We start from the raw sequence: 18,966 nt of genomic DNA, 5'->3' as shown, positions 1-18,966 counted from the left end.
CGCCCGCGGCGGCTCACGCGCCGGGCGCCTGCCCGGTGCTGCGGGTCGCGTGGTCCGCCTCGCGGGTGGCACCGGCGGCCTCGGCGCGGGCCCGCTGCAGGGCCTCGGCCGGGTCCTCCAGGGTCGGCTCCTCCAGGTCGCTGACCGGGACCTGGCCCTCCGCGCGGCGCGGTCGCGCGGAGGTGGCGCCGTTCCCGCCGGCCCCGTCCGCCCGGCCGTCGCCCGCGCCGCCGTGGGCGCTGAACATGCTCCCGAAGCCCTTGAGGGCGTCGTTGAGCTCGCTGGGCACGATCCACACCTTGTTGGCGTCGCCGCGGGCGATCTGCGGCAGCGTCTGCAGGTACTGGTAGGCCAGCAGCTTCGGGTCCGGGTCGCCGCGGTGGATGGCGTCGAAGACCTGCGTGATGGCGCGCGCCTCGCCCTGCGAGCGCAGGATCGCGGCCTGCGCCTGGCCCTCGGCGCGCAGGATCTGCGACTGCTTCTCGCCCTCGGCGGTGAGGATCTGCGACTGCTTGAGGCCCTCGGCGTTGAGGATCGCGGCGCGGCGGTCGCGCTCGGCGCGCATCTGCTTCTCCATCGAGTCCTGCACGCTGGCCGGCGGGTCGATCGCCTTGAGCTCGACGCGGTTGACGCGGATGCCCCAGCGGCCGGTGGCGTCGTCGAGGACGCCGCGCAGCTGGCCGTTGATCTGGTCGCGGCTGGTCAGCGTCTGCTCCAGGTCCAGCGAGCCGACCACGTTGCGCAGCGTGGTGACCGTCAGCTGCTCGATGCCCTGGATGAAGTTGGCGATCTCGTAGGTCGCCGCCTTCGGGTCGGTGGGCTGGTAGTAGATGACGGTGTCGATGCTGACGACGAGGTTGTCGGAGGTGATGACCGTCTGCGGCGGGAACGAGACGACCTGCTCGCGCAGGTCGACGGTGGCGCGCACCTTGTCGATGAACGGGATGAGGATGTGCAGCCCGGCGTCGAGCGTGCGCGAGAAGCGGCCCAGGCGCTCGACGATGACGGCCGTCGCCTGGGGGACGATCCGGATCGTCCGGGCGACGACCACCGCCACGAACAGGACGACCAGGACCAGGACGATCAGCGTGACCATCAGCGGTTCTCCTCCGGGGAGTTCGGGGCGGGCTCGGGCGGCGGGGTGACGGGACCCACCACGGCGGTGGCCCCGTCGATGGCGACGACGACGACGTCCTCGCCGGCGGGGATCAGCTGGCCGGCGGTGGCGGTGCGCGCCGACCACGTCTCGCCGACGAGCTTGACGAGCCCGCCGCGGACGCTGACGGGCTCGAGCGTCACGGCGGCACGCCCGACGAGCGCGGGGGTGTTGGTGGTGCCGGTCGGGGGCATCCGCAACCGGCGCAGCAGCAGCGGGCGCACGGTCAGCGCCAGGGTCCCGGCGACCAGCGCGGCGACGAGGACCTGACCGACGTAGCCGAGCCCGAGCGCCGAGCTGAGCGAGCCGGCCAGGGCACCGCCGGCGAGCATCATGAAGACCAGGTCGAGGCTGGTCACCTCCAGCACGCCGAGCACGAGGGCCGCGGCGATCCACAGCAGCCAGGTCTGCTCGGCCAGGCTCTCCACCCACTCCACGCCGACCACCTCCCGCCCAGAGCGTAGGCACGCGCGGCGGCGCCCGCACGCCCCCGCGCCGGTGCCCCGCCGCGGGGAACCCGGCGGGCTCCCCGGTCGTTGGGACAGGGGCTGCTCGCTCCGGAACACGTTGCGGGGCAACCGCTCCCGCCGTGCGGGCGGCGGACGCGACTGGTAGCACTGGCGCTCGTGACGACCCCGCCGCCCCGCGACTACCCCGCCATCGAGGACCACGCCCTCATCGGCGACGGCACGACCGCCGCCCTCGTGGCGACGGACGCCACCGTCGACTGGCTGTGCCTGCCGCGCTTCGACGGGCCCGGCTTCTTCGTCTCCCTGCTGGACGCCGAGCGCGGCGGCCGCTGGCTGCTGCAGCCGGAGGGCCTGGTGTCCGTGCGGCAGGAGTACCTGCCGCGCACGGCCGTCGTGCGCACCGAGCTGCGCGCGCGCCACGAGGGCCGCGACGGCGTCGTGGAGGTGCTGGACGCCCTGCCGCTGGCGGGACCGCCGCGCGTGGGCGGCCCCACCGGCACCGGCGAGCTGGTGCGGCTCGTGCGCGTGCTGGACGGGGAGGTCGAGCTGCGCAGCTCCCTGCGCGCGCGCGGCGGCGTGGAGGTGTCGGCCGGCGCGGACGAGCTCGCCCTGCGCTGGCCGCACGGCGGGCGCGACCTGACCCTGTCGACGACCCGGCCGGTGCCGGGACTGGAGCGGCTGGAGGGCCGCGTGCGCCTGCGCGCCGGCGAGGCCGTCGGCCTCGTGCTGCGCTGGGCCGACGGGCCCACGGCGCTGCGCACCGTCGACGACGTCGCCGCGGCGCTGGAGCGCACGGCGGAGCGCTGGCGGGAGTGGACGCGGCAGGTGGCCCACGAGGGCCCGTACACCGAGGACGTCGTGCGCAGCGCCATCACCCTCAAGCTGTGCGACCACCACGAGAACGGCGCCCTGGTGGCCGCGCCGACCTCCTCGCTGCCGGAGGGGATCGGCGGCGAGCGCAACTGGGACTACCGCTTCACGTGGGTGCGCGACGCCGCGTACAGCGTCTACGCGCTGCGCCGGATCGGCCTGGAGCAGGAGTCGGGCGCCTTCCTGCGCTGGGTGCTGTCCGCCTTCCGCGGCCAGGACCGGCCCAAGGTGCTCTACACGCTGGACGGCACCGCGCCCGCGGACGAGTTCACCGACCCCCACCTGCGCGGCTACCGCGGCTCGGCGCCGGTGCGCTGGGGCAACGCGGCGGCCGACCAGGTCCAGCACGACGTGTACGGCGAGGTGCTCGACTGCGCCTGGCAGTGGGCCCACCACGGCGGCGAGGTCGACGAGGAGCTGTGGGGGCGGCTGCGGGGCCTGGCGGTGACGGCCGAGGAGAACTGGCGCACCCCCGACCACGGCATCTGGGAGATCCGCGACGCAGGCCGGCCGTTCACCTACTCGGTGGCGATGTGCCAGGTGGCCGCCGACCGCACCGCCCGGTTGGCCCGGCTGACCGGCCGCGACGCCGACGCGGAGCGGTTCGGGACCCTGGCCGCCACCGTGCGCGAGACGCTGCTGCGCGAGGCCGTCGGCGAGCGCGGCCACTTCACCGAGCACCTCGGCGAGGGCGAGGACACCCTGGACGCCAGCCTGCTCGCGCTGCCGCTGCGCCGCGTCGTGGAGGCCTCCGACCCGCGCATGGTGCGCACCGTGGAGGCCGTCGTGGACCGGCTCGGCGCCGGCGACGGCCTGGTCTACCGCTACCTGCCGCACGAGAGCCCCGACGGCCTGGCCGGGGACGAGGGCGCCTTCCTGCTGTGCTCGTTCTGGTGGGCCGACAACCTCGTGCACTCCGGCCGCCTCGACGACGGCGTCCAGCTGTTCGAGTCCCTGCTGGCGCGCACCAACCACGTCGGGCTGCTGCCCGAACAGGTCGACGCCGGCACGGGCGCCTTCCTCGGCAACTTCCCGCAGGCCTTCTCCCACATCGGCCTGGTCAGCACCGCCGTCAACATCGCCCGCCACACCGGAGGTGCCGCGTGACCGCCCAGTTCGTCCTCCTCGGGGCCACCGGGGACCTGACCCGCCGCTACCTGCTCCCGGCGCTCGCGCAGATCGCCGACGACGTGGCCGGCGGCGTGCGCGTCGTCGGCGTCGCCCAGGACGACCTGGACACCGCGGGTTTCCGCGAGCGGCTGGCGGAACCGGTCCCCGGCCGCCTGCCCCAGGGCGCGCCGGCGTCCCTGACCGCGACCGCGGAGTACCTGCGCGGGGACGTCACCGACCCGGCCGACCTGTCGCGGGCGCTGGAGCTGGCCACCGCCGGCAGGGGCGCGGACGCCGGGGACGACCCGGTCGTGGTGTACCTGGCGCTGCCGCACGTGCTGTTCGAGCCCGTCGTCGAGGCGCTGGCCGAGGTCGAGCTGCCGGCCGCGACGCGCGTCGTGGTGGAGAAGCCGTTCGGCCAGGACGGCGAGGGCGCGCGGCGCCTGAACGCCGCGCTGGCGCGCGTGGTCCCCGAGGAGCGCACGTTCCGCGTGGACCACTTCCTGGCCAAGCAGACCGTGCTCAACGTGCTCGGCCTGCGCTTCGCCAACCGGTTCTTCGAGGCGGTGTGGAACTCCACCCACGTCGCCGGGGTCGACATCGTCTTCGACGAGTCCGTCGACGCGCAGGCGCGGGCGAACTACTACGACCGCTCCGGGGCGCTGCGCGACATGGTGCAGAACCACCTGCTGCAGCTGCTGACGTACGTAGCGATGGAACCGCCGCAGTCGATGCGCCCCGCGGAGCTGAGCGCCCGCAAGGTCGACGTGCTGCGCGCGGTGCGCCCGCTGGACGACGAGGCCGTGCGCACGTCCACCGTCCGGGCGCGCTACACGGCCGGGACGGTGGACGGCGAGCACGTCGACGCCTACGTCGACGCCCCCGGCGTCGACCCCGCGCGCGGCACCGAGACCTACGCCGAGGTCGTGCTGCACGTGGACACCTGGCGCTGGTCGGGGGTGCCGTTCCGGCTGCGCACCGGCAAGGCGCTGGGCGCCGACCGCCGCGAGGTCGTCGTCCGCTTCCGCGACGTGCCGCACGCCGTCTTCGCCGGGCCCCGACCGCCGGCCAACGAGCTGCGCCTGCAGCTGGACCCCGACCGGCTGTCGCTGCGGGTGCAGCTCAACGGCAGCGGCGACCCGTTCGACCTGGAGAGCGCCGAGCTGGACACCGAGCTGGCCCGGCAGGACCCGGGCCCCTACGGGCAGCTCCTGCTGGCCGTGGTGGCCGGCGACACCCGCCTGTCCGCGCACGCGGCGGAGGCGGAGGAGGGCTGGCGCATCGTCGAGCCCGTCCTGGCGGCGTGGGAGCGCGGCGAGGTGCCGCTGCGCGAGTACCCCGCCGGGAGCGACGGCCCCGCCTGACGGGCCCCCTACCGGCACCTGCGGCGCCCCCCGCACCGCCCGGTCCCACCCGGTGAGTGCGGGGGGCTTGCCGTCCCCCGGCGGGGGGTGTTCTACTGCCGCTGCCTTCCGGAAGCATTCCGGAAGGCGGATCGAGCAACGACGCCACCTGATCCACCCCGAGGGGACGACGAACCGTGACACGACTCCTGCGCACGGGCGGCACCTGCGCCCTGGCCGCCCTCACCGGACTGACCGGCCTGGCCCTGACCGCCCCGCTCGCGCTCGCCGCGCCCCTGCCGACCGGGGCCACCAGCGTCGCGAGCACCACCAGCACCACCGCCGAGGCGCCAGCGCTCCTCAGCGCGACCTTCGACACGGGGCTGCAGGGCTGGGGCCCGCGCGGCGCCGGCGTGAGCGTCCAGCAGGTCGCCGGCGCCGGCCGGGAGGGCAGCGGCGCGCTGTCCGTCACCGGCCGCACCCAGAACTGGCACGGCCCGAGCCTCGACGTCACCGGCGCCCTGACCGTCGGCGACACCGTCCAGGTCTCCGCCTGGGCGCGCCTGGCACCCGGGCAGCAGCCCACCGGCCTCACCGTGACGCTGCAGAGCGACCGCAACGGCAGCAGCTCCTACGCGAACATCGCCACGGGCCAGGTCACCGCCGACGGCTGGACCCAGCTGCGCGGTTCCTACACCCTCGCCACCCGGCTCGACCGCGCGGAGCTGTACGTCGAGGGGCCCGTCGGGGTGTCGTTCCTGCTCGACGACTTCGCGCTCACCGGGGCCGTCCAGACCCCCCTGCAGGACGTGCCGGCCCTCAAGGACGTCCTCGGCTCGGCCGGGTTCGAGCACGTCGGCGTGGCCGTCGACCAGCGCGAGACCGTCGGCCGGGCCTCGCAGATGGTGCAGAAGCACTTCAACGCCATCACCCCCGAGAACGACGGCAAGCCCGAGGTCGTGCAGCCGAGGGAGGGCACCTTCGACTTCAGCCGCCTGGACACCCTGCTCGACTTCGCCGACCGCACCGGCACGAAGGTGTACGGGCACGTCTTCGTCTGGCACTCGCAGACCCCCGCCTGGGTGTTCCAGCGCCCCGACGGCACGCCGCTGACGAACTCCCCGGCGGACCAGGCGATCCTCAAGGCCCGCATGGAGGCCCACATCAAGGGCATCGCGGACCACATGGAGAAGCGCTACCCCGACGGGAACTACCCGATCTGGGCGTGGGACGTCGTCAACGAGGTCGTCAACGACGGCGACAACGCCAACCCGCACGACATGCGCGACAGCCGCTGGTTCCAGGTGCTCGGCGAGGAGTTCGTCGACCAGGCGTTCCGCCTGGCGGACCAGTACTTCCCCGACGCGAAGCTGTTCATCAACGACTACAACTCCGAGATGCCCGAGAAGCGCGCCGACTACGTCGAGCTCGTCGGCGCCCTGCTGGACCGCGGCGTGCCGATCGACGGCGTCGGGCACCAGGTGCACGTCGACTTCGCCCGCCCCGTGCAGTGGCTGGACGACTCCCTCACGGCCTTCGAGCGGCTGAGCCGGGACAAGGGCAAGCCCCTGCTGCAGGTCATCACCGAGCTGGACGTCAGCACCTCCACCGAGATGCTGTCCGCCGACGTCGGCAGCACCGGGGCGCCGCGGCGCGCCACGGACGACGACGTGGCCGCCGGCGTGGAGAACGGCTACTACTACCGCGACCTGTTCGCGGTGCTGCGCAAGCACTCCGGCTCGATCGAGTCGGTGACGTTCTGGGGCATCAGCAACGCGCGCACCTGGCTGCGCACGTGGCCCCTGCCCCGGCCGTGGGAGCAGCCGCTGCCCTTCGACGACGACCTGAACGCCACCCCCGCCTACTGGGGCATCGTCGACCCGTCGAAGCTGCCGGCGCGGCCGGCCGACTTCCTCGGCCCGCGCATCGCGCAGCGCTCGACCGTGTCGGCCACCGCCACCAGCCCCGCCGGCGCCCGCGTCGACTACGCGCTGCCCGTGGCCGGCGACACCCGCGAGGGGGCGCTGCGCCCGACGTGCTCGCCGGCACCGGCCGACCTGTTCCCCGTCGGCACGACGACCGTCACGTGCACGCTGAAGGACAGCGCCGGCAACTCCGCGACCCCCACGACGTTCGACGTCGTCGTCGCCCCGGGCACCTCGCGCACCCAGCCGTACCTGGAGGTCCGCGACGGTGCCGTCGTCCGCGCCAACGCGAACCAGACCGTGCAGCTCGCCCTCCAGTTCGGCAACCGCGGCGAGGGCACGCTGGTCGGCAAGAGCATCGCGCTGACCTGCACCCCGGCCGGCGGCGGCGCGCCGTTCGCGCTGGAGCTCGCCCCCGGCGCGCTGCAGCAGGCCACCAACCGCGACTACCCGCGCGGGCAGAACGGCAACCTGGTGCTGCGGGCGCGGCCCACCGCGCCGGGCACCCACGCGTTCACGTGCACCCTGACGGTGCGCGACGACGCGGGGTTCCAGGTGACGTCCAGCGCCGACGTGACGATCGACGTGCGCCGCTGACCCACCCGTCGACGACGAGAGGCCCGGCCGGGGAACGCCCCGGCCGGGCCTCTCGTCGTGCGGGTCTCAGCCCTCCACGCGCTCCAGCACGACCACGGGGATCTGCCGGGACGTCTTGCGCTGGTAGTCCTCGTAGTCGGGCCACACCTCGACCATCTCCGTCCACATCACCGGCTTCTCGTCCGGCGTGGCCACCCGCGCGCGGGCGCGGAACCGCTCGCCCTTCACCTGCACCTCGACCTCGGGGTCGGCCTCGAGGTTGAGGAACCACGCGGGGGGCGCCTCGGCGCCGCCCTTGGAGGCGACGACGAGGTACGCGCCCTCGTGCTCGCGGAAGATCAGGGCGTGCGAGCGCTGCTCGCCGGACTTCCGGCCCTTCGTGAAGAGGATCAGGATGGTCGTGCCGTTGCGCCAGACGTACCCGTCCTCGCCGTCCGTCTCGAGGTAGCGCTGGACGTGCGGGTCGCCGTGCAGGTCGATCGCGGAGGTCATGGCGCGACACTACCCACGGCCACCGCGCCCGCCAGCGCGAGGAGCGCGCCGGCGCAGCGCACCCGGTCCGCGCGCAGCAGCGCCGCCACCAGCTGCGGCCGCGGGCCCTCGCGCCCCAGCCGCACGTGCAGGCGGGCGGCCACCAGCGCCGTGGTCCCGCCCGCCAGCGCGGTGCCGGCGCCCGCCACCGCCAGCGCGGGCGTCGGCCCGGTGGACGGCAGGACGGCGAGCAGCACCCACCCCCACACCGCGAGCAGCGCCAGGTACAGCGGCGCCACGAGGACGGTGGTCCGCCGCGAGTGCGCGGTGTGCGCCACCGCCCAGGCCGCCCGGTCCGCCACGGCCGAGCGCGCGAGGTCGGCCAGCGCCGGGTAGACCACCACGGTCACCACGGCCTGGAACCCCGCGTGCAGGGCGCTCACGACGAGCAGGGCGGCCAGGGGCGCGTCCACGCGCTCAGCCCTCGGCGAGCTCCTCCAGCGGCGGGCAGGAGCAGACGAGGTTGCGGTCGCCCGCGGCACCGTCGATGCGCCGCACCGGCGGCCAGTACTTCGCCCGCGGGTCGGTGCCGCCGGGGTAGACGGCCTCGGCGCGCGTGTACGGGTGGTCCCACTCCCCCACCAGCGAGGCCGCCGTGTGCGGGGCCTGGCGCAGCGGGGACTCCGCGACCGGCCAGCGGCCGCGCTCGACGTCGCGGACCTCGGCGGCGATGGCGAGCACCGCGTCGCAGAACCGGTCGATCTCCGCCAGGTCCTCGCTCTCGGTGGGCTCGACCATGAGCGTGCCGGCCACCGGGAACGACATCGTCGGCGCGTGGAAGCCGTAGTCGACGAGCCGCTTGGCGACGTCCTCGACGGTCACGCCCGTCGCCTTCGTCGTCGGGCGCAGGTCCAGGACGCACTCGTGGGCCACGAGCCCGCGCGGGCCCCGGTACAGCACCGGGAACGCCTCCTGCAGCCGCGCGGCCACGTAGTTGGCGGACAGGACGGCCTGCACCGTCGCCTCCCGCAGGCCCTCGGGGCCCATGAGGCGCAGGTACGCCCAGGAGATCGGCAGGATCCCCGCCGAGCCGTTCGGCGCCGAGGCCACCGCGCGCGGCAGGTGCTCGGCCAGGTGCGCGCGCACCGCGACCGGCCCGACGCCCGGGCCGCCGCCGCCGTGCGGGATGCAGAACGTCTTGTGCAGGTTCAGGTGCGACACGTCCGCGCCGAAGCGGCCCGGGCGCGCCAGCCCGACGAGGGCGTTGAGGTTCGCCCCGTCCACGTACACCTGCCCGCCCGCGTCGTGCACGAGCGCGCACACCTCGCGCACGGCCTCCTCGTACACGCCGTGCGTCGAGGGGTAGGTGATCATCAGCGCGGCCAGGTCGTCGGCGTGCTCGGCGGTCTTGGCGCGCAGGTCGTCCAGGTCCACGTCGCCGTTGCCGTCGCAGGCCACGACGACGACCTTCAGCCCGGCCATCACGGCGCTGGCCGCGTTGGTGCCGTGCGCGGAGCTGGGGATCAGGCACACCCGGCGGTGGTCCTCGCCGCGGGCGCGGTGGTAGCCGCGGATCGCCAGCAGCCCGGCGAACTCGCCCTGGGAGCCGGCGTTGGGCTGCACGGACACCGCGTCGTAGCCGGTGACCTCCGCGAGCATCCGCTCCAGGTCCTCCACCAGCGCGGTGGTGCCGGCCAGCTGGTCGGCCGGGGCGAAGGGGTGCAGGTCGGCGAACTCCGGCCAGGAGACCGGCTCCAGCTCGGTGGTCGCGTTCAGCTTCATCGTGCACGAGCCCAGCGGGATCATGCCGCGGTCCAGCGCGTAGTCGGCGTCGGACAGCCGGCGCAGGTAGCGCAGCACCGCCGTCTCCGAGCGGTGCGCGGAGAACACCGGGTGGGTCAGGAACGGCGAGGTGCGGCGCAGCGCGTCCGGCAGAGCGTCGGCGGGCGCGTCGGCGGGCGCGCCGGCGGGCGCGCCGGGGGCCTCGGCGGGGCCGCCCGCGTCGATGCCGAACCCGGCCAGGGCGGCCGCCACGTGCTCGTCGGTGGTCGTCTCGTCGCACGTCAGGCCGACGTGGTCGGCGTCGGCGCGGCGCAGGTTCACCCCCGCCGCCAGGGCGCGGGCCACCACCTCGTCGGCGCGCCCGGGCACCCGGGCCAGGACGGTGTCGAAGAAGGCGTCGTGCACGACCTCCACGCCGGCGGCGCGCAGCCGCGCGGCCAGCCCGGCCGCGCGGGCGGCGACCTGCGCGGCGATCGTGCGCAGCCCCTCCGGGCCGTGCCAGACGGCGTAGCAGCCGGCCATCACGGCCAGCAGGACCTGCGCGGTGCAGATGTTGCTCGTCGCGCGGTCGCGGCGGATGTGCTGCTCGCGGGTCTGCAGCGCCAGCCGGTAGGCGGGGGCGCCGTCGGCGTCCACCGACACGCCCACCAGGCGGCCGGGCAGCGAGCGCTCCAGCCCGCGGCGCACCGCCATGTACGCCGCGTGCGGGCCGCCGGCGAACATGGGCACCCCGAAGCGCTGGCTGGAGCCGACGGCCACGTCGGCGCCCGCCTCACCGGGGGAGGTCAGCAGCGCCAGGCCCAGCAGGTCGGCCGCGACCACCGCGAGCGCCCCGCGGGCGTGGGCGGCCTCGACGACGGGCCGCAGGTCGCGCACCGCGCCCGAGGTGCCCGGGTACTGCGCCAGGACCCCGAAGACGGGACGCTCGCCCAGCGCGGCCAGCGGGTCGCCGCCGGCGCCGTCCTCGCCGTCCAGGTGGACGACGGCCAGCTCCAGGCCCAGCGGCTCGGCGCGGGTGCGCAGCACGTCCAGCGTCTGCGGCAGCACGTCCGCGTCCACGGCGAACACCGCGTCCGCGGGGGCCTTCGAGGTGCGCCGGGCCAGCGTCATCGCCTCGGCGGCGGCGGTGCCCTCGTCCAGCAGGGAGGCGTTGGCCACGTCCAGACCGGTCAGGTCGGCCACGGCCGTCTGGAAGTTCAGCAGGGCCTCCAGCCGGCCCTGGGAGATCTCCGGCTGGTACGGCGTGTACGCGGTGTACCAGGCGGGGTTCTCCAGGACGTTGCGGCGCACCACCGCCGGGGTGCGGGTGCCGTGGTAGCCCAGCCCGATCATCGAGGGCACGACGCGGTTGCGGCCCGCCAGCTCGCGCAGGGCGGCGGTCACGGCCGCCTCGTCCAGGGCCGGCGGCAGGTCCAGGGCCTCGTCGCGGATGTCCGCGGGCACGGCGCGCTCGACGAGCTCGTCGGTGGAGGCCAGGCCCAGCACCTGCAGCATGCGGGCGCGCTCGGCGGCGTCGGGGCCGGTGTGGCGGGCGCTGAAGGGCACCGGCGGCAGCACGGGGGCGGGCCGCGCGGCGGCGGCGGTGGCCGCAGCGGTCGTCGGCGCGGTGGTGGACGGGGCGGGCGGCGTGGCGGTGGTCACGGGGCTCTCCGGAGGTCGCGGGCGGGAGGACCTCCCCGTCTGTCGGGCGCACGCCCTCCAGAGCGGCCTGCTCCGCGCGGTCCTTCGGCCTGAGAGGTTCCGGGGAAGTTGCCCCTTCGGCGCCCCGGTCGCCGCGGTGGGCGCCGGGGTCTCTCCCGCGCGGGGTGAGACGGCCGGTGCCCAGCCTAGCGACCGCCGGGCGACACGCGCGCCCCCGCGGCCGTCCCGGGCCCGGCGCGCCGCCGCAGGCGCTAGGGTCCGCCCGGTGATCACCCTCGCCGTCTGCAGCGCCAAGGGCGGCGTCGGCAAGACCTCCGCCGTGCTGGGCCTGGCCGCCGCGGCCGTGCGCCGCGACGTCAGCACCCTCGTGGTGGACCTGGACCCGCAGGCCGACGCCACCACCGGCCTGGACGTGCGCGCCAGCCGCGCCCACGACGTCGCCGACGTCCTCGACCGCCCCAAGCGGCGCATCGCCGAGGCCGCCGTGGCCCCCAGCGGCTGGGTGGCCGACCACCCCGGCCTGCTCGACGTCCTCACCGGCTCCGACGAGTCCGCGCGCCACGACACCCCCGAGCCGGACCCGGAGACCCTCGGCCAGCTGCGCCGGGCGCTGCGCAAGGTCGACGACCACGCCCTCGCCCTGCTGGACTGCCCGCCCTCCCTCAACGGCCTGACCCGCTCGGCGTGGGCGGCCTCCGACACCGTCCTCGTCGTCTCCGACGCCAGCCGGTTCTCCGTGGCCGCCGTCGACCGCACGCTGCGCGAGGTGCGCCGGCTGCGCTCGGGCCCGCGGCCGGTGGGCGTCCTGGTCAACCGCTACCAGCCGCGCTCGGTCGAGCAGCGCTTCCGCCTGGAGGAGCTGCGGACCCTGGTCGGCGACCTGCTGCTGCCGCCGGTGCCCGACCGCGTCGCCGTCCCGCAGTCGCAGGGCGCCGGCGTGCCGCTGTCCGCGCTGCGCGGGGCCGGGGCCCGCGGTCTCCTGGAGCAGTTCGACGCGGTCCTGGACCGCGTCCTGACCCCCCGCTGACACTCCTCGCCGGGCCTCGCCGGGCCCCGCCGCCGCGCGCCGCGGACGGGTTGGCGAAGATCGCCGCGGACGACGATGATGAGGACCGGAACCGCCCGAGGAGGTCGTGTGCACTCGTCCGCCACCGGCGGAAGGCGGCGCGTCGTGCGCCCCTCCCGCAGCGTCCCGGCGCTCGTGGAACCCTCACCGGCTCCCCCGGCGGTCGACCCCGTGGACCCCGTCGACCCGGTCGACCCCGCCGACGCGCGGGTGGGGGCGCTGCTGGACCGGCTGCGCGCCCAGTGGACGCGGGTGGGAGCCGACATCGCCGGGCGGCTGCGCCCCGGCGTCACCGAGGCCGAGCTGGACGCCGTCACCGAGCGCACCGGCCTGCGCGTGCCCGCCGGCGCGCGCGCCTGGTGGCGGCGCGTGGACGGCGTGGAGGCCGTGCGCACCCGCTACCGCTCCTCCTCGCCCACCGTCGGCCCCGGCGGCTGGGTGCCGCTGCGCCTGGCCGACGCGCTGGAGCGCTCCGCGGGCACCGGTGTCGGGCCCGGCACGCCGCCGGGCCTGCTGCCGCTGTTCGCCCGCGACGAGGAGCTCGTGGCCGTCCGCCTGGGCGGGACGGCCACCGTGGTCGAGCACCTGGCGCTGGTGGAGGCCCGCGACGGCTACCAGCACGGCTGGCGCGTCGACCTGGAGGTCCTGCTGGGCACGTGGGCCGACTCGCTGCTGGCGGCCGTGGTGTGGCTGCCGGAGAGCCACGACTGGGTCGTCGACCCCTTCGCGGTGCAGGCGATGCCGCTGCGCCACCTCCTCGACTGACCCGACCGCGGACGGGACCGCTCGGAACGACTCCTGGCGCGTCTCCACCCCTCCTCGCCCGAGGAGGGGTGGAGACCGCGCCAGGAGTCGTGGGGACGGGTCGGGAGGGGGTGGGTCAGCCGGCCTCGCGGGCGCGGCGGCGGGCGGACAGCTCGTCGGCCAGGACCATCGCGGCCGTGCCCGGCTCCACGCGCTCGGCGGGGCGCTCGCTGGGCAGGGAGGCCAGCTCGCCCTCCACCTCGCGCCACACGCGCCCCACGGCGATGCCGAAGACGCCCTGACCGCCCTGCACGAGGTCGATGACCTCGTCGGCGGAGGTGCACTCGTACACGCTGGCGCCGTCGCTCATGAGCGTGATCTGCGCCAGGTCCTCCACACCGCGCTCGCGCAGGTGGACCACCGCGGTGCGGATCTGGTGCAGGGACACCCCGGTGTCCAGCAGCCGCTTGACGACCTTGAGCACGAGGATGTCGCGGAAGCCGTACAGCCGCTGCGAGCCGGAGCCGGTGGCCCCGCGCACGCTGGGCTCCACGAGGCCGGTGCGGGCCCAGTAGTCCAGCTGCCGGTAGGTGATGCCGGCCGCCTTGCACGCGGTCTGCCCGCGGTAGCCGACCTCCTCGTCGAGGTCCGGCAGGTCCTCCGCGAACAGCAGACCCTGGGCGCGGACGGGTGGCACCCTGCCCGACGACCCCGCGAACGCATCGCCGCCACTGCTCACGCCGGCCTCCTCGTCATGTCTGCGTACCGACCGTAGAGCGGCACCCCCGGAGCGTCAACGAGGCGCGCGGCGCGTCTCAGCGCTCACCCTGGTCGGACTCGAAGTCCTCGGGACTGATCTGGTCCAGGAACTCGCGGAACTTCTCCACCTCGTCCTCGTCCTCGTCGGGCACCGGGACGCCCCCCGAGTCCAGGACCTCCTCGGCCCCCACGATGGGGCAGCCGACCCGCAGGGCCAGCGCGATCGCGTCGCTGCTGCGGCTGCTCACGCTCAGGCCGCCGTCGAAGACCAGCTCGGCGAAGTACACGTTGTCGCGCATCGCGACGATGCGCACCTCGGTCAGGCTGCGGCCGAGGGCCTCGATGACGTCCTTGAGCAGGTCGTGGGTCAGCGGGCGGGGCGGGACCACGCCCTGCTGGGCGAAGGCGATGGCGCTCGCCTCCGGGGCGCCGATCCAGATCGGCAGGTAGCGGTCGCCGTCCCGCTCGCGCAGCAGCACGATCGGGTTGTTGGAAGGCATCTCGACCCGGACGCCGATGACATCGAGCGCGCGCACTCCCGCACCGTACCCCGCTCGTCAGCCGGTGATGCGCCCGAGCGCGCCCGCGACGAGCGCGGCGTGCAGGCGCAGGCAGGCGGCGGAGATCTCCCGGGCCACCTGCTCCGGCCGCGGGCCCGTGCCGGCGTCGGCGCGGCGGCGCTGCAGGGGCGCCGCGACCTGCTCGGCCAGCCCCACCTCGCGGTCCGCGGCCGACTTGAAGACCCGCAGGTGACGGGCCTCGATGCCGTACGAGGCCAGCTGGGCGGCCGCCCGCAGCACCTCCAGCGCCTCCCCGTCGTACCAGGGGCCGCCCGGCACGGGGGCGAGCACCCCGAACTGCTCCAGGGCCTCCAGCAGCTCCGGCTCCACGCCCGAGTCGCGCAGCAGCTCCGCGCGCGTCAGCCGCAACCGGGCCGCGCGGCCGTCGAAGCGGTCCGGGCCCGGGGTGCCCGGCACCCCGGTGTCCTCGGGCGCCACCGGGTGCGCGCTGGGCGAGGCGGGCGGCTCCAGCCCGCGGTCCAGGGCGTCCAGGTTCTCCCGGATGACCCGCAGCGGCAGGTAGTGGTCGCGCTGGGCGGTCAGCACGTAGCGCAGCCGCTCCACGTCGCGGGTGGAGAACTTGCGGTACCCCGAGCGGGTGCGCTGCGGCTCGACCAGCCCCTGCTCCTCCAGGAAGCGGATCTTGGAGATGGTCACGTCGGGGTAGTCGGAGGACAGCAGCGCCATGACCTCCCCGATGGTCATGCGGGGCAGGTCCGGGTCCACCGCCTCCGCGCGCGAGAGGGCCGCGCTCACGCGGGCCCCTGCTCCCCCGCGGGCGCGGCCGCGTGGGGGCTGGCGTGGTAGACCATCCGGTACTTGCCGACCTGCACCTCGTCGCCCGTGCGCAGCACGGCGTCGTCGATGCGCTCGCGGTTGACGTACGTGCCGTTCAGGCTGCCGACGTCGCGCACCCGGAAGCCCGGGCCCGTGCGCGCGTCGGGGGCGCGCACGAACTCCGCGTGCTTGCGCGAGACCGTCACGTCGTCCAGGAAGATGTCGCTGGACTCGTGCCGCCCGGCGGTGGTGCGGTCGGCGTCCAGCAGGAAGCGCGAGCCGCTGCTGGGCCCGCGGCGCACGATGAGCAGCGCCGAGCCCACCGGCAGCGCCTCGATCGCGGCGGCGTCGTCGGCGGACAGGCCCCCCTCGGCCGGCGCCTCGTGCACCTCGGGGACGACGAGGCCCGAGAAGGACATCGTCGAATCGGTGGGACGCTCCTCCGCCGGGTCCGGGACCCGCTGCGGACGCCCGTCCCCCGCGGGCTCACCGCTGGTCTGGCCCGTGGACATCGCACCACCTCTCGACGCGCTGATGGAGCACTGACCGCAGCCGCACGATCACGCTCGCCACCCTAGCCGGGCGGGCGTCAACCCGTGTGCGCCCGGTAGCCCTCCGCGTCGAGCAGGCCCTCCAGGGCCGAGGGGTCGTCCGCGCGCAGGGTGAACATCCAGCCCTCGCCGTACGGGTCGGCGTTGACGAGGTCCGGACGGGTCTCCAGACCGGGGTTGTGCGCCAGGACGGTGCCGGCCACCGGCGCCGTGATGTCGCTGACGCTCTTGGTGGACTCCACCTCCCCGCACGCCGCGCCCGCCGCGACCGTCTCGCCCTCGGCCGGCAGCGAGACGTAGACGACGTCCCCGAGGGCGTCCTGGGCGTGGTCGGTCACCCCGACCCGCAGGGTCCCGTCCTCCTCCACGCGCACCCACTCGTGCTCGGTGGTGTAGCGCAGCTCGGCGGGCACGTCGGACGCCATGCGGGTCCCTCCAGGGGTCGGGCGGAGCGGGGCGGCGGGGGCGCTCCCCCGCCCGCCGCTCAGCGGGCCGGGCGAGCGTACTGAGGCTCCGAGACGGCGTGCAAGGCGCTGATCACGACCTCGTCGCCGGTGCTCACGTCCAGCTCGGCGCCCAGCTGGCGCAGCGTCTCGCGCACCCCGCCGGGGATGTCCAGGGCCGTGGCCAGCGTGTCCGGCGCGCCCACCGCCCGCACCACGTACGGCGGCTGCTCCAGGGCGCCGCCGACCAGGACGCCGGCGCCCGCCCCGCCGGGGGCGTCGGCGAACGCCGTGCTCGCCACCACGCGCGTGGAGCCGACCTGCACGGCCTCGGCACCCGCGTCGCGCAGCTCCTGCACCGCCGACAGCAGCGTCGTGCCGGTCACCGCCCCCGCCGGGTCGGTGACCGTGGCCACGATCCCCGGCCCCGAGGCCGGCAGCGTCCCCGCCAGCAGCCCGTACGCCGTGGCCCGCTCCTGCGCCGCGCGCTCGGCCGCGCGCGCCGAGTCGCCGCCCTCGGTCAGCTCCCGCCGCGTCTGCTCCAGGGCGCGCACCTCCTCGGCGAGCCGGTCGGCGCGCCCCGTGGTGTCGTCGAGGATCCGCACGAGGTCCGCCTCGCGCAGGTCCTCCAGCCCCGCCACCTGCGTCTGGCGCACCTGCGCGACCACGCCGAAGCCCAGGACCGCGCACAGCAGCCCGGCCAGCAGCTGACCGCGGGTGGCGCGCGGGACCGCCGCGCGCCCCAGCGCCCGCCACGCCCCCGGAGCCGGCGCGGGGCGCCCGTCCCCGCTCACGCCTTCAGCAGATGCCGGCGGATCGCGGCGGCGTTGGAGAAGATCCGCACCCCCAGCACCACCACGACGCCCGTGGACAGCTGCGAGCCCACGCCCAGCTGGTCGCCCAGGTAGACGATGAGCGCGGCCACGACGGTGTTGGCGACGAAGGAGACGACGAAGACCCGGTCGTCGAAGATGCCGTCCAGGACGGCGCGCAGGCCGCCGAAGACGGCGTCCAGGGCCGCCACCACGGCGATCGGCAGGTACGGCTGCAGCCACAGCGGCACCTCCGGCTGCAGCAGCACGCCGGCGACGACGCCGACGAGGAGCCCGACCGCGGCGATCACGGCGCCGACGCTACCCGCAGGTCCAGGCGGCCCGCGGCCGGCAGCAGCAGCTCGTCCACCGCCTCCACCTCGGCGCCCAGCCCGTAGTTGTCGCGCAGCGCCTGCAGGTAGCGGCCGGCGACCGTCGTGGCCAGCCCGGTCTGCAGGTCGCCGCCGACCGCCTCCACCGCGTACGGCGGGGTCAGCGGCCGGTAGTCCACGAGGACGGCCTCGCCGGCCGCGCGGATCGACGACAGCGACGTCAGCCGCACCCCGTCCACGGCCACGGCCTCCGCCCCGGCCAGCCACAGGCCGTTGACGACGACCTGCAGGTCGCGGTCGACGACCCGCTCGCCCGTGCCGGTCGTCGCGTCCGGCGGGGCGTCGGACAGGACGACCCGCACCCCGGGGCCCGTGACGGCCACGGCGCCCGCGGCCACCGCCAGCTCGTCGGCGCGCGCGGCGGCCGCCGAGGCCGCGGCCCCGCCCAGCCGCTCCTGCAGGCGGGCGTTGCCCGCGCGCAGCTGCGCGGCCCGCCCGGCCAGCTCGTCGGCGCGCGCCGTGCCCGCCTCCACCCGCGCCAGCAGCTCCTGGCGGCCGCGGTCGGCGGCCGGGGCGCGCTCGTCGGCGCGCACGGCGGCCACCGCCAGGACGGCGCCCACCAGCGCCAGCGCCAGCAGCGTGGCGGCCCGGCCGGCCGCGGGGCGGGCAGCCCCGCCGCGCCGGCGGGCGGCCTCGGCGTACCCGGGGTCCAGGGGCCGCTGCACGAGCTCGGTGATCAGGCTCATGCTGGCGTCGGGCCGCCGGCCGGCACCCCCGCGGGGCCGGTCACCGGGGCGCTCGCCCCCGCTCACGCGCCCGCCCCCGCCGCGGGGCGGGCGGCCGCCGCCCGCCGCAGCCGCGCCACCTGCACCAGGTACAGGCCGCCGGCCCACCAGTACAGGCCCGCGCCCCACAGCGCGAAGGCCCAGCCGAGCGCACCGGCGAGCGCCGACAGCGCCGGCACCAGCTCGCCCAGCAGCAGCAGCGGGAAGGCGTACAGCAGGCAGAAGGTGCCCGCCTTGCCCAGGAAGTGCACCGGCAGCGGACCGTGCCCCAGCCGGGCCAGCACCGGCAGCGTCGCGGTCATGACGACGTCGCGGGCCACGAGCACCGCCACCAGCCACCACGGCACGAGGTCGCGCAGGGCCAGGCCGATGAGGGTGGCGAAGATGTAGAGCCGGTCGGCGAAGGGGTCCAGCAGCTGCCCCAGCGGGGTCACCTGGTCCCAGCGGCGGGCCAGCGCGCCGTCCAGGTAGTCGCTGACCCCGCTGACCACGAGCACCAGCAGCGCCCAGCCGTCCTCGCCGCGCACGACGAGCACCGCGAAGACGGGCACCAGCAGCAGGCGCAGGGCGCTCAGCGCGTTCGGCACCGTCCACACCCGGCCCACCGGCGTCCTCCCCGCTCGTGCCCGCGCCCCGGCCGGCGCCCCGGGCGCACCGGCCCGCTCCGACACGCCGGGGGCGCTCCGGCGGGCGACCGCCCCCCGGCTCTGGCAGCCTACGGCTCGACCGGGCCGTGATCGTCAGCGCGCCCGCGCTCCGTCCTTCCACGACG

The 18,966-nt window shown here is 76.1% G+C and carries 19 protein-coding genes and 1 riboswitch; of the genes, 5 read left to right on the top strand and 14 right to left on the bottom strand.

Annotation, left to right across the window (positions count from 1 at the left end):
• Positions 1-13: 13 nt before the first annotated feature.
• A complete protein-coding gene (locus AB8M62_RS07665) occupies positions 14-1,096 on the bottom strand; it encodes an SPFH domain-containing protein (RefSeq protein WP_369054099.1) in 1,083 nt (360 codons plus the stop codon).
• A complete protein-coding gene (locus AB8M62_RS07660) occupies positions 1,096-1,593 on the bottom strand; it encodes an NfeD family protein (RefSeq protein WP_369054097.1) in 498 nt (165 codons plus the stop codon). The genes AB8M62_RS07665 and AB8M62_RS07660 overlap by 1 nt, the downstream gene beginning before the upstream one ends.
• A 189-nt stretch (positions 1,594-1,782) precedes the next feature.
• Between AB8M62_RS07660 and AB8M62_RS07655 the strand changes: the two genes are divergently transcribed.
• The 3 genes from AB8M62_RS07655 (at position 1,783) to AB8M62_RS07645 (ending at position 7,471) form a co-directional block, all read left to right on the top strand.
• Positions 1,783-3,603 (top strand): glycoside hydrolase family 15 protein, encoded by a 1,821-nt coding sequence (locus AB8M62_RS07655; protein ID WP_369069125.1) that lies wholly within the window; start codon positions 1,783-1,785, stop codon positions 3,601-3,603.
• Complete coding sequence (locus AB8M62_RS07650) at positions 3,600-4,970, top strand: glucose-6-phosphate dehydrogenase (protein WP_369069124.1); 1,371 nt, start codon at positions 3,600-3,602, stop codon at positions 4,968-4,970. The genes AB8M62_RS07655 and AB8M62_RS07650 overlap by 4 nt, the downstream gene beginning before the upstream one ends.
• 176 nt (positions 4,971-5,146) lie before the next feature.
• Positions 5,147-7,471 (top strand): endo-1,4-beta-xylanase, encoded by a 2,325-nt coding sequence (locus AB8M62_RS07645; protein ID WP_369069123.1) that lies wholly within the window; start codon positions 5,147-5,149, stop codon positions 7,469-7,471.
• A 66-nt stretch (positions 7,472-7,537) separates the two neighbouring features.
• On the opposite strand, the gene AB8M62_RS07640 is transcribed toward AB8M62_RS07645, so the two are convergent.
• Genes AB8M62_RS07640 through gcvP form a run of 3 tightly spaced genes read right to left on the bottom strand, consistent with a single transcriptional unit; the run spans position 7,538 to position 11,281 of the window.
• Positions 7,538-7,963: a nitroreductase family deazaflavin-dependent oxidoreductase gene (locus AB8M62_RS07640; protein WP_369054093.1), complete on the bottom strand. Its 426-nt coding sequence runs from the start codon at positions 7,961-7,963 to the stop codon at positions 7,538-7,540.
• Positions 7,960-8,415 carry a hypothetical protein gene (locus AB8M62_RS07635; RefSeq protein ID WP_369069122.1) on the bottom strand — a complete coding sequence of 152 codons (456 nt, stop codon included), beginning with the start codon at positions 8,413-8,415 and terminating at the stop codon, positions 7,960-7,962. The genes AB8M62_RS07640 and AB8M62_RS07635 overlap by 4 nt, the downstream gene beginning before the upstream one ends.
• Positions 8,416-8,419: 4 nt before the next feature.
• Positions 8,420-11,281: an aminomethyl-transferring glycine dehydrogenase gene (gcvP, locus tag AB8M62_RS07630; protein WP_369069159.1), complete on the bottom strand. Its 2,862-nt coding sequence runs from the start codon at positions 11,279-11,281 to the stop codon at positions 8,420-8,422.
• A gap of 151 nt (positions 11,282-11,432) precedes the next feature.
• Positions 11,433-11,533: riboswitch (glycine riboswitch) on the bottom strand.
• Positions 11,534-11,630: 97 nt separating this feature from the next.
• On the opposite strand from gcvP, the gene AB8M62_RS07625 reads away from it, so the two are divergent.
• Together AB8M62_RS07625 and AB8M62_RS07620 are read left to right on the top strand one after the other, a co-directional pair.
• Positions 11,631-12,392 carry a ParA family protein gene (locus AB8M62_RS07625; protein ID WP_369054091.1) on the top strand — a complete coding sequence of 254 codons (762 nt, stop codon included), beginning with the start codon at positions 11,631-11,633 and terminating at the stop codon, positions 12,390-12,392.
• A gap of 144 nt (positions 12,393-12,536) precedes the next feature.
• Complete coding sequence (locus tag AB8M62_RS07620; RefSeq protein ID WP_369069121.1) at positions 12,537-13,196, top strand: SMI1/KNR4 family protein; 660 nt, start codon at positions 12,537-12,539, stop codon at positions 13,194-13,196.
• 115 nt (positions 13,197-13,311) lie between these two features.
• Here the strand turns inward: AB8M62_RS07620 and AB8M62_RS07615 are convergent, their stop codons facing one another.
• From AB8M62_RS07615 to clsA, 9 genes are all read right to left on the bottom strand, one after another.
• Complete coding sequence (locus tag AB8M62_RS07615; protein WP_369054087.1) at positions 13,312-13,914, bottom strand: MerR family transcriptional regulator; 603 nt, start codon at positions 13,912-13,914, stop codon at positions 13,312-13,314.
• A gap of 76 nt (positions 13,915-13,990) precedes the next feature.
• The gene (locus tag AB8M62_RS07610; protein WP_369054086.1) at positions 13,991-14,470 is read right to left on the bottom strand and encodes a bifunctional nuclease family protein; all 480 of its coding nucleotides are present in this window, start codon (positions 14,468-14,470) and stop codon (positions 13,991-13,993) included.
• Between the two features lie 21 nt (positions 14,471-14,491).
• Complete coding sequence (gene ftsR, locus AB8M62_RS07605; protein ID WP_369054172.1) at positions 14,492-15,199, bottom strand: transcriptional regulator FtsR; 708 nt, start codon at positions 15,197-15,199, stop codon at positions 14,492-14,494.
• Between the two features lie 47 nt (positions 15,200-15,246).
• Positions 15,247-15,783: an FHA domain-containing protein gene (locus AB8M62_RS07600; protein WP_369054084.1), complete on the bottom strand. Its 537-nt coding sequence runs from the start codon at positions 15,781-15,783 to the stop codon at positions 15,247-15,249.
• Between the two features lie 77 nt (positions 15,784-15,860).
• Positions 15,861-16,247 (bottom strand): glycine cleavage system protein GcvH, encoded by a 387-nt coding sequence (gcvH, locus tag AB8M62_RS07595; RefSeq protein ID WP_369054083.1) that lies wholly within the window; start codon positions 16,245-16,247, stop codon positions 15,861-15,863.
• A 59-nt stretch (positions 16,248-16,306) separates the two neighbouring features.
• Positions 16,307-17,059: a DUF881 domain-containing protein gene (locus AB8M62_RS07590; RefSeq protein ID WP_369054082.1), complete on the bottom strand. Its 753-nt coding sequence runs from the start codon at positions 17,057-17,059 to the stop codon at positions 16,307-16,309.
• Positions 17,056-17,388: a small basic family protein gene (locus AB8M62_RS07585; RefSeq protein WP_369054081.1), complete on the bottom strand. Its 333-nt coding sequence runs from the start codon at positions 17,386-17,388 to the stop codon at positions 17,056-17,058. Before AB8M62_RS07585 ends, AB8M62_RS07590 begins: the two co-directional genes overlap by 4 nt.
• On the bottom strand, positions 17,385-18,155 hold the full coding sequence (locus AB8M62_RS07580; RefSeq protein WP_369054080.1) for a DUF881 domain-containing protein: 771 nt from the start codon (positions 18,153-18,155) through the stop codon (positions 17,385-17,387). Before AB8M62_RS07580 ends, AB8M62_RS07585 begins: the two co-directional genes overlap by 4 nt.
• 62 nt (positions 18,156-18,217) lie before the next feature.
• Entirely contained in the window at positions 18,218-18,781 is a 564-nt protein-coding gene (clsA, locus tag AB8M62_RS07575; RefSeq protein WP_369054079.1) for a cardiolipin synthase ClsA, read from the bottom strand.
• Positions 18,782-18,966 lie beyond the last annotated feature (185 nt).

It is taken from the genome of Kineococcus terrestris (genome assembly GCF_041020755.1).
Taxonomy (GTDB): Bacteria; Actinomycetota; Actinomycetes; order Actinomycetales; family Kineococcaceae; genus Kineococcus; species Kineococcus terrestris.
Note: the sequence above shows the minus strand (reverse complement) of the source record. Positions and strands in the feature narration are given on the sequence as shown.

Excerpts from the sequence above, each read along its gene's own strand:
- AB8M62_RS07665 (WP_369054099.1), bottom strand. The coding sequence starts at position 1,096 with ATGGTCACGCTGATCGTCCTGGTCCTGGTCGTCCTGTTCGTGGCGGTG.
- AB8M62_RS07640 (WP_369054093.1), bottom strand. The coding sequence starts at position 7,963 with ATGACCTCCGCGATCGACCTGCACGGCGACCCGCACGTCCAGCGCTAC.
- ftsR (WP_369054172.1), bottom strand. The coding sequence starts at position 15,199 with ATGACCATCGGGGAGGTCATGGCGCTGCTGTCCTCCGACTACCCCGAC.
- AB8M62_RS07600 (WP_369054084.1), bottom strand. The coding sequence starts at position 15,783 with ATGTCCACGGGCCAGACCAGCGGTGAGCCCGCGGGGGACGGGCGTCCG.
- gcvH (WP_369054083.1), bottom strand. The coding sequence starts at position 16,247 with ATGGCGTCCGACGTGCCCGCCGAGCTGCGCTACACCACCGAGCACGAG.
- AB8M62_RS07580 (WP_369054080.1), bottom strand. The coding sequence starts at position 18,155 with ATGAGCCTGATCACCGAGCTCGTGCAGCGGCCCCTGGACCCCGGGTAC.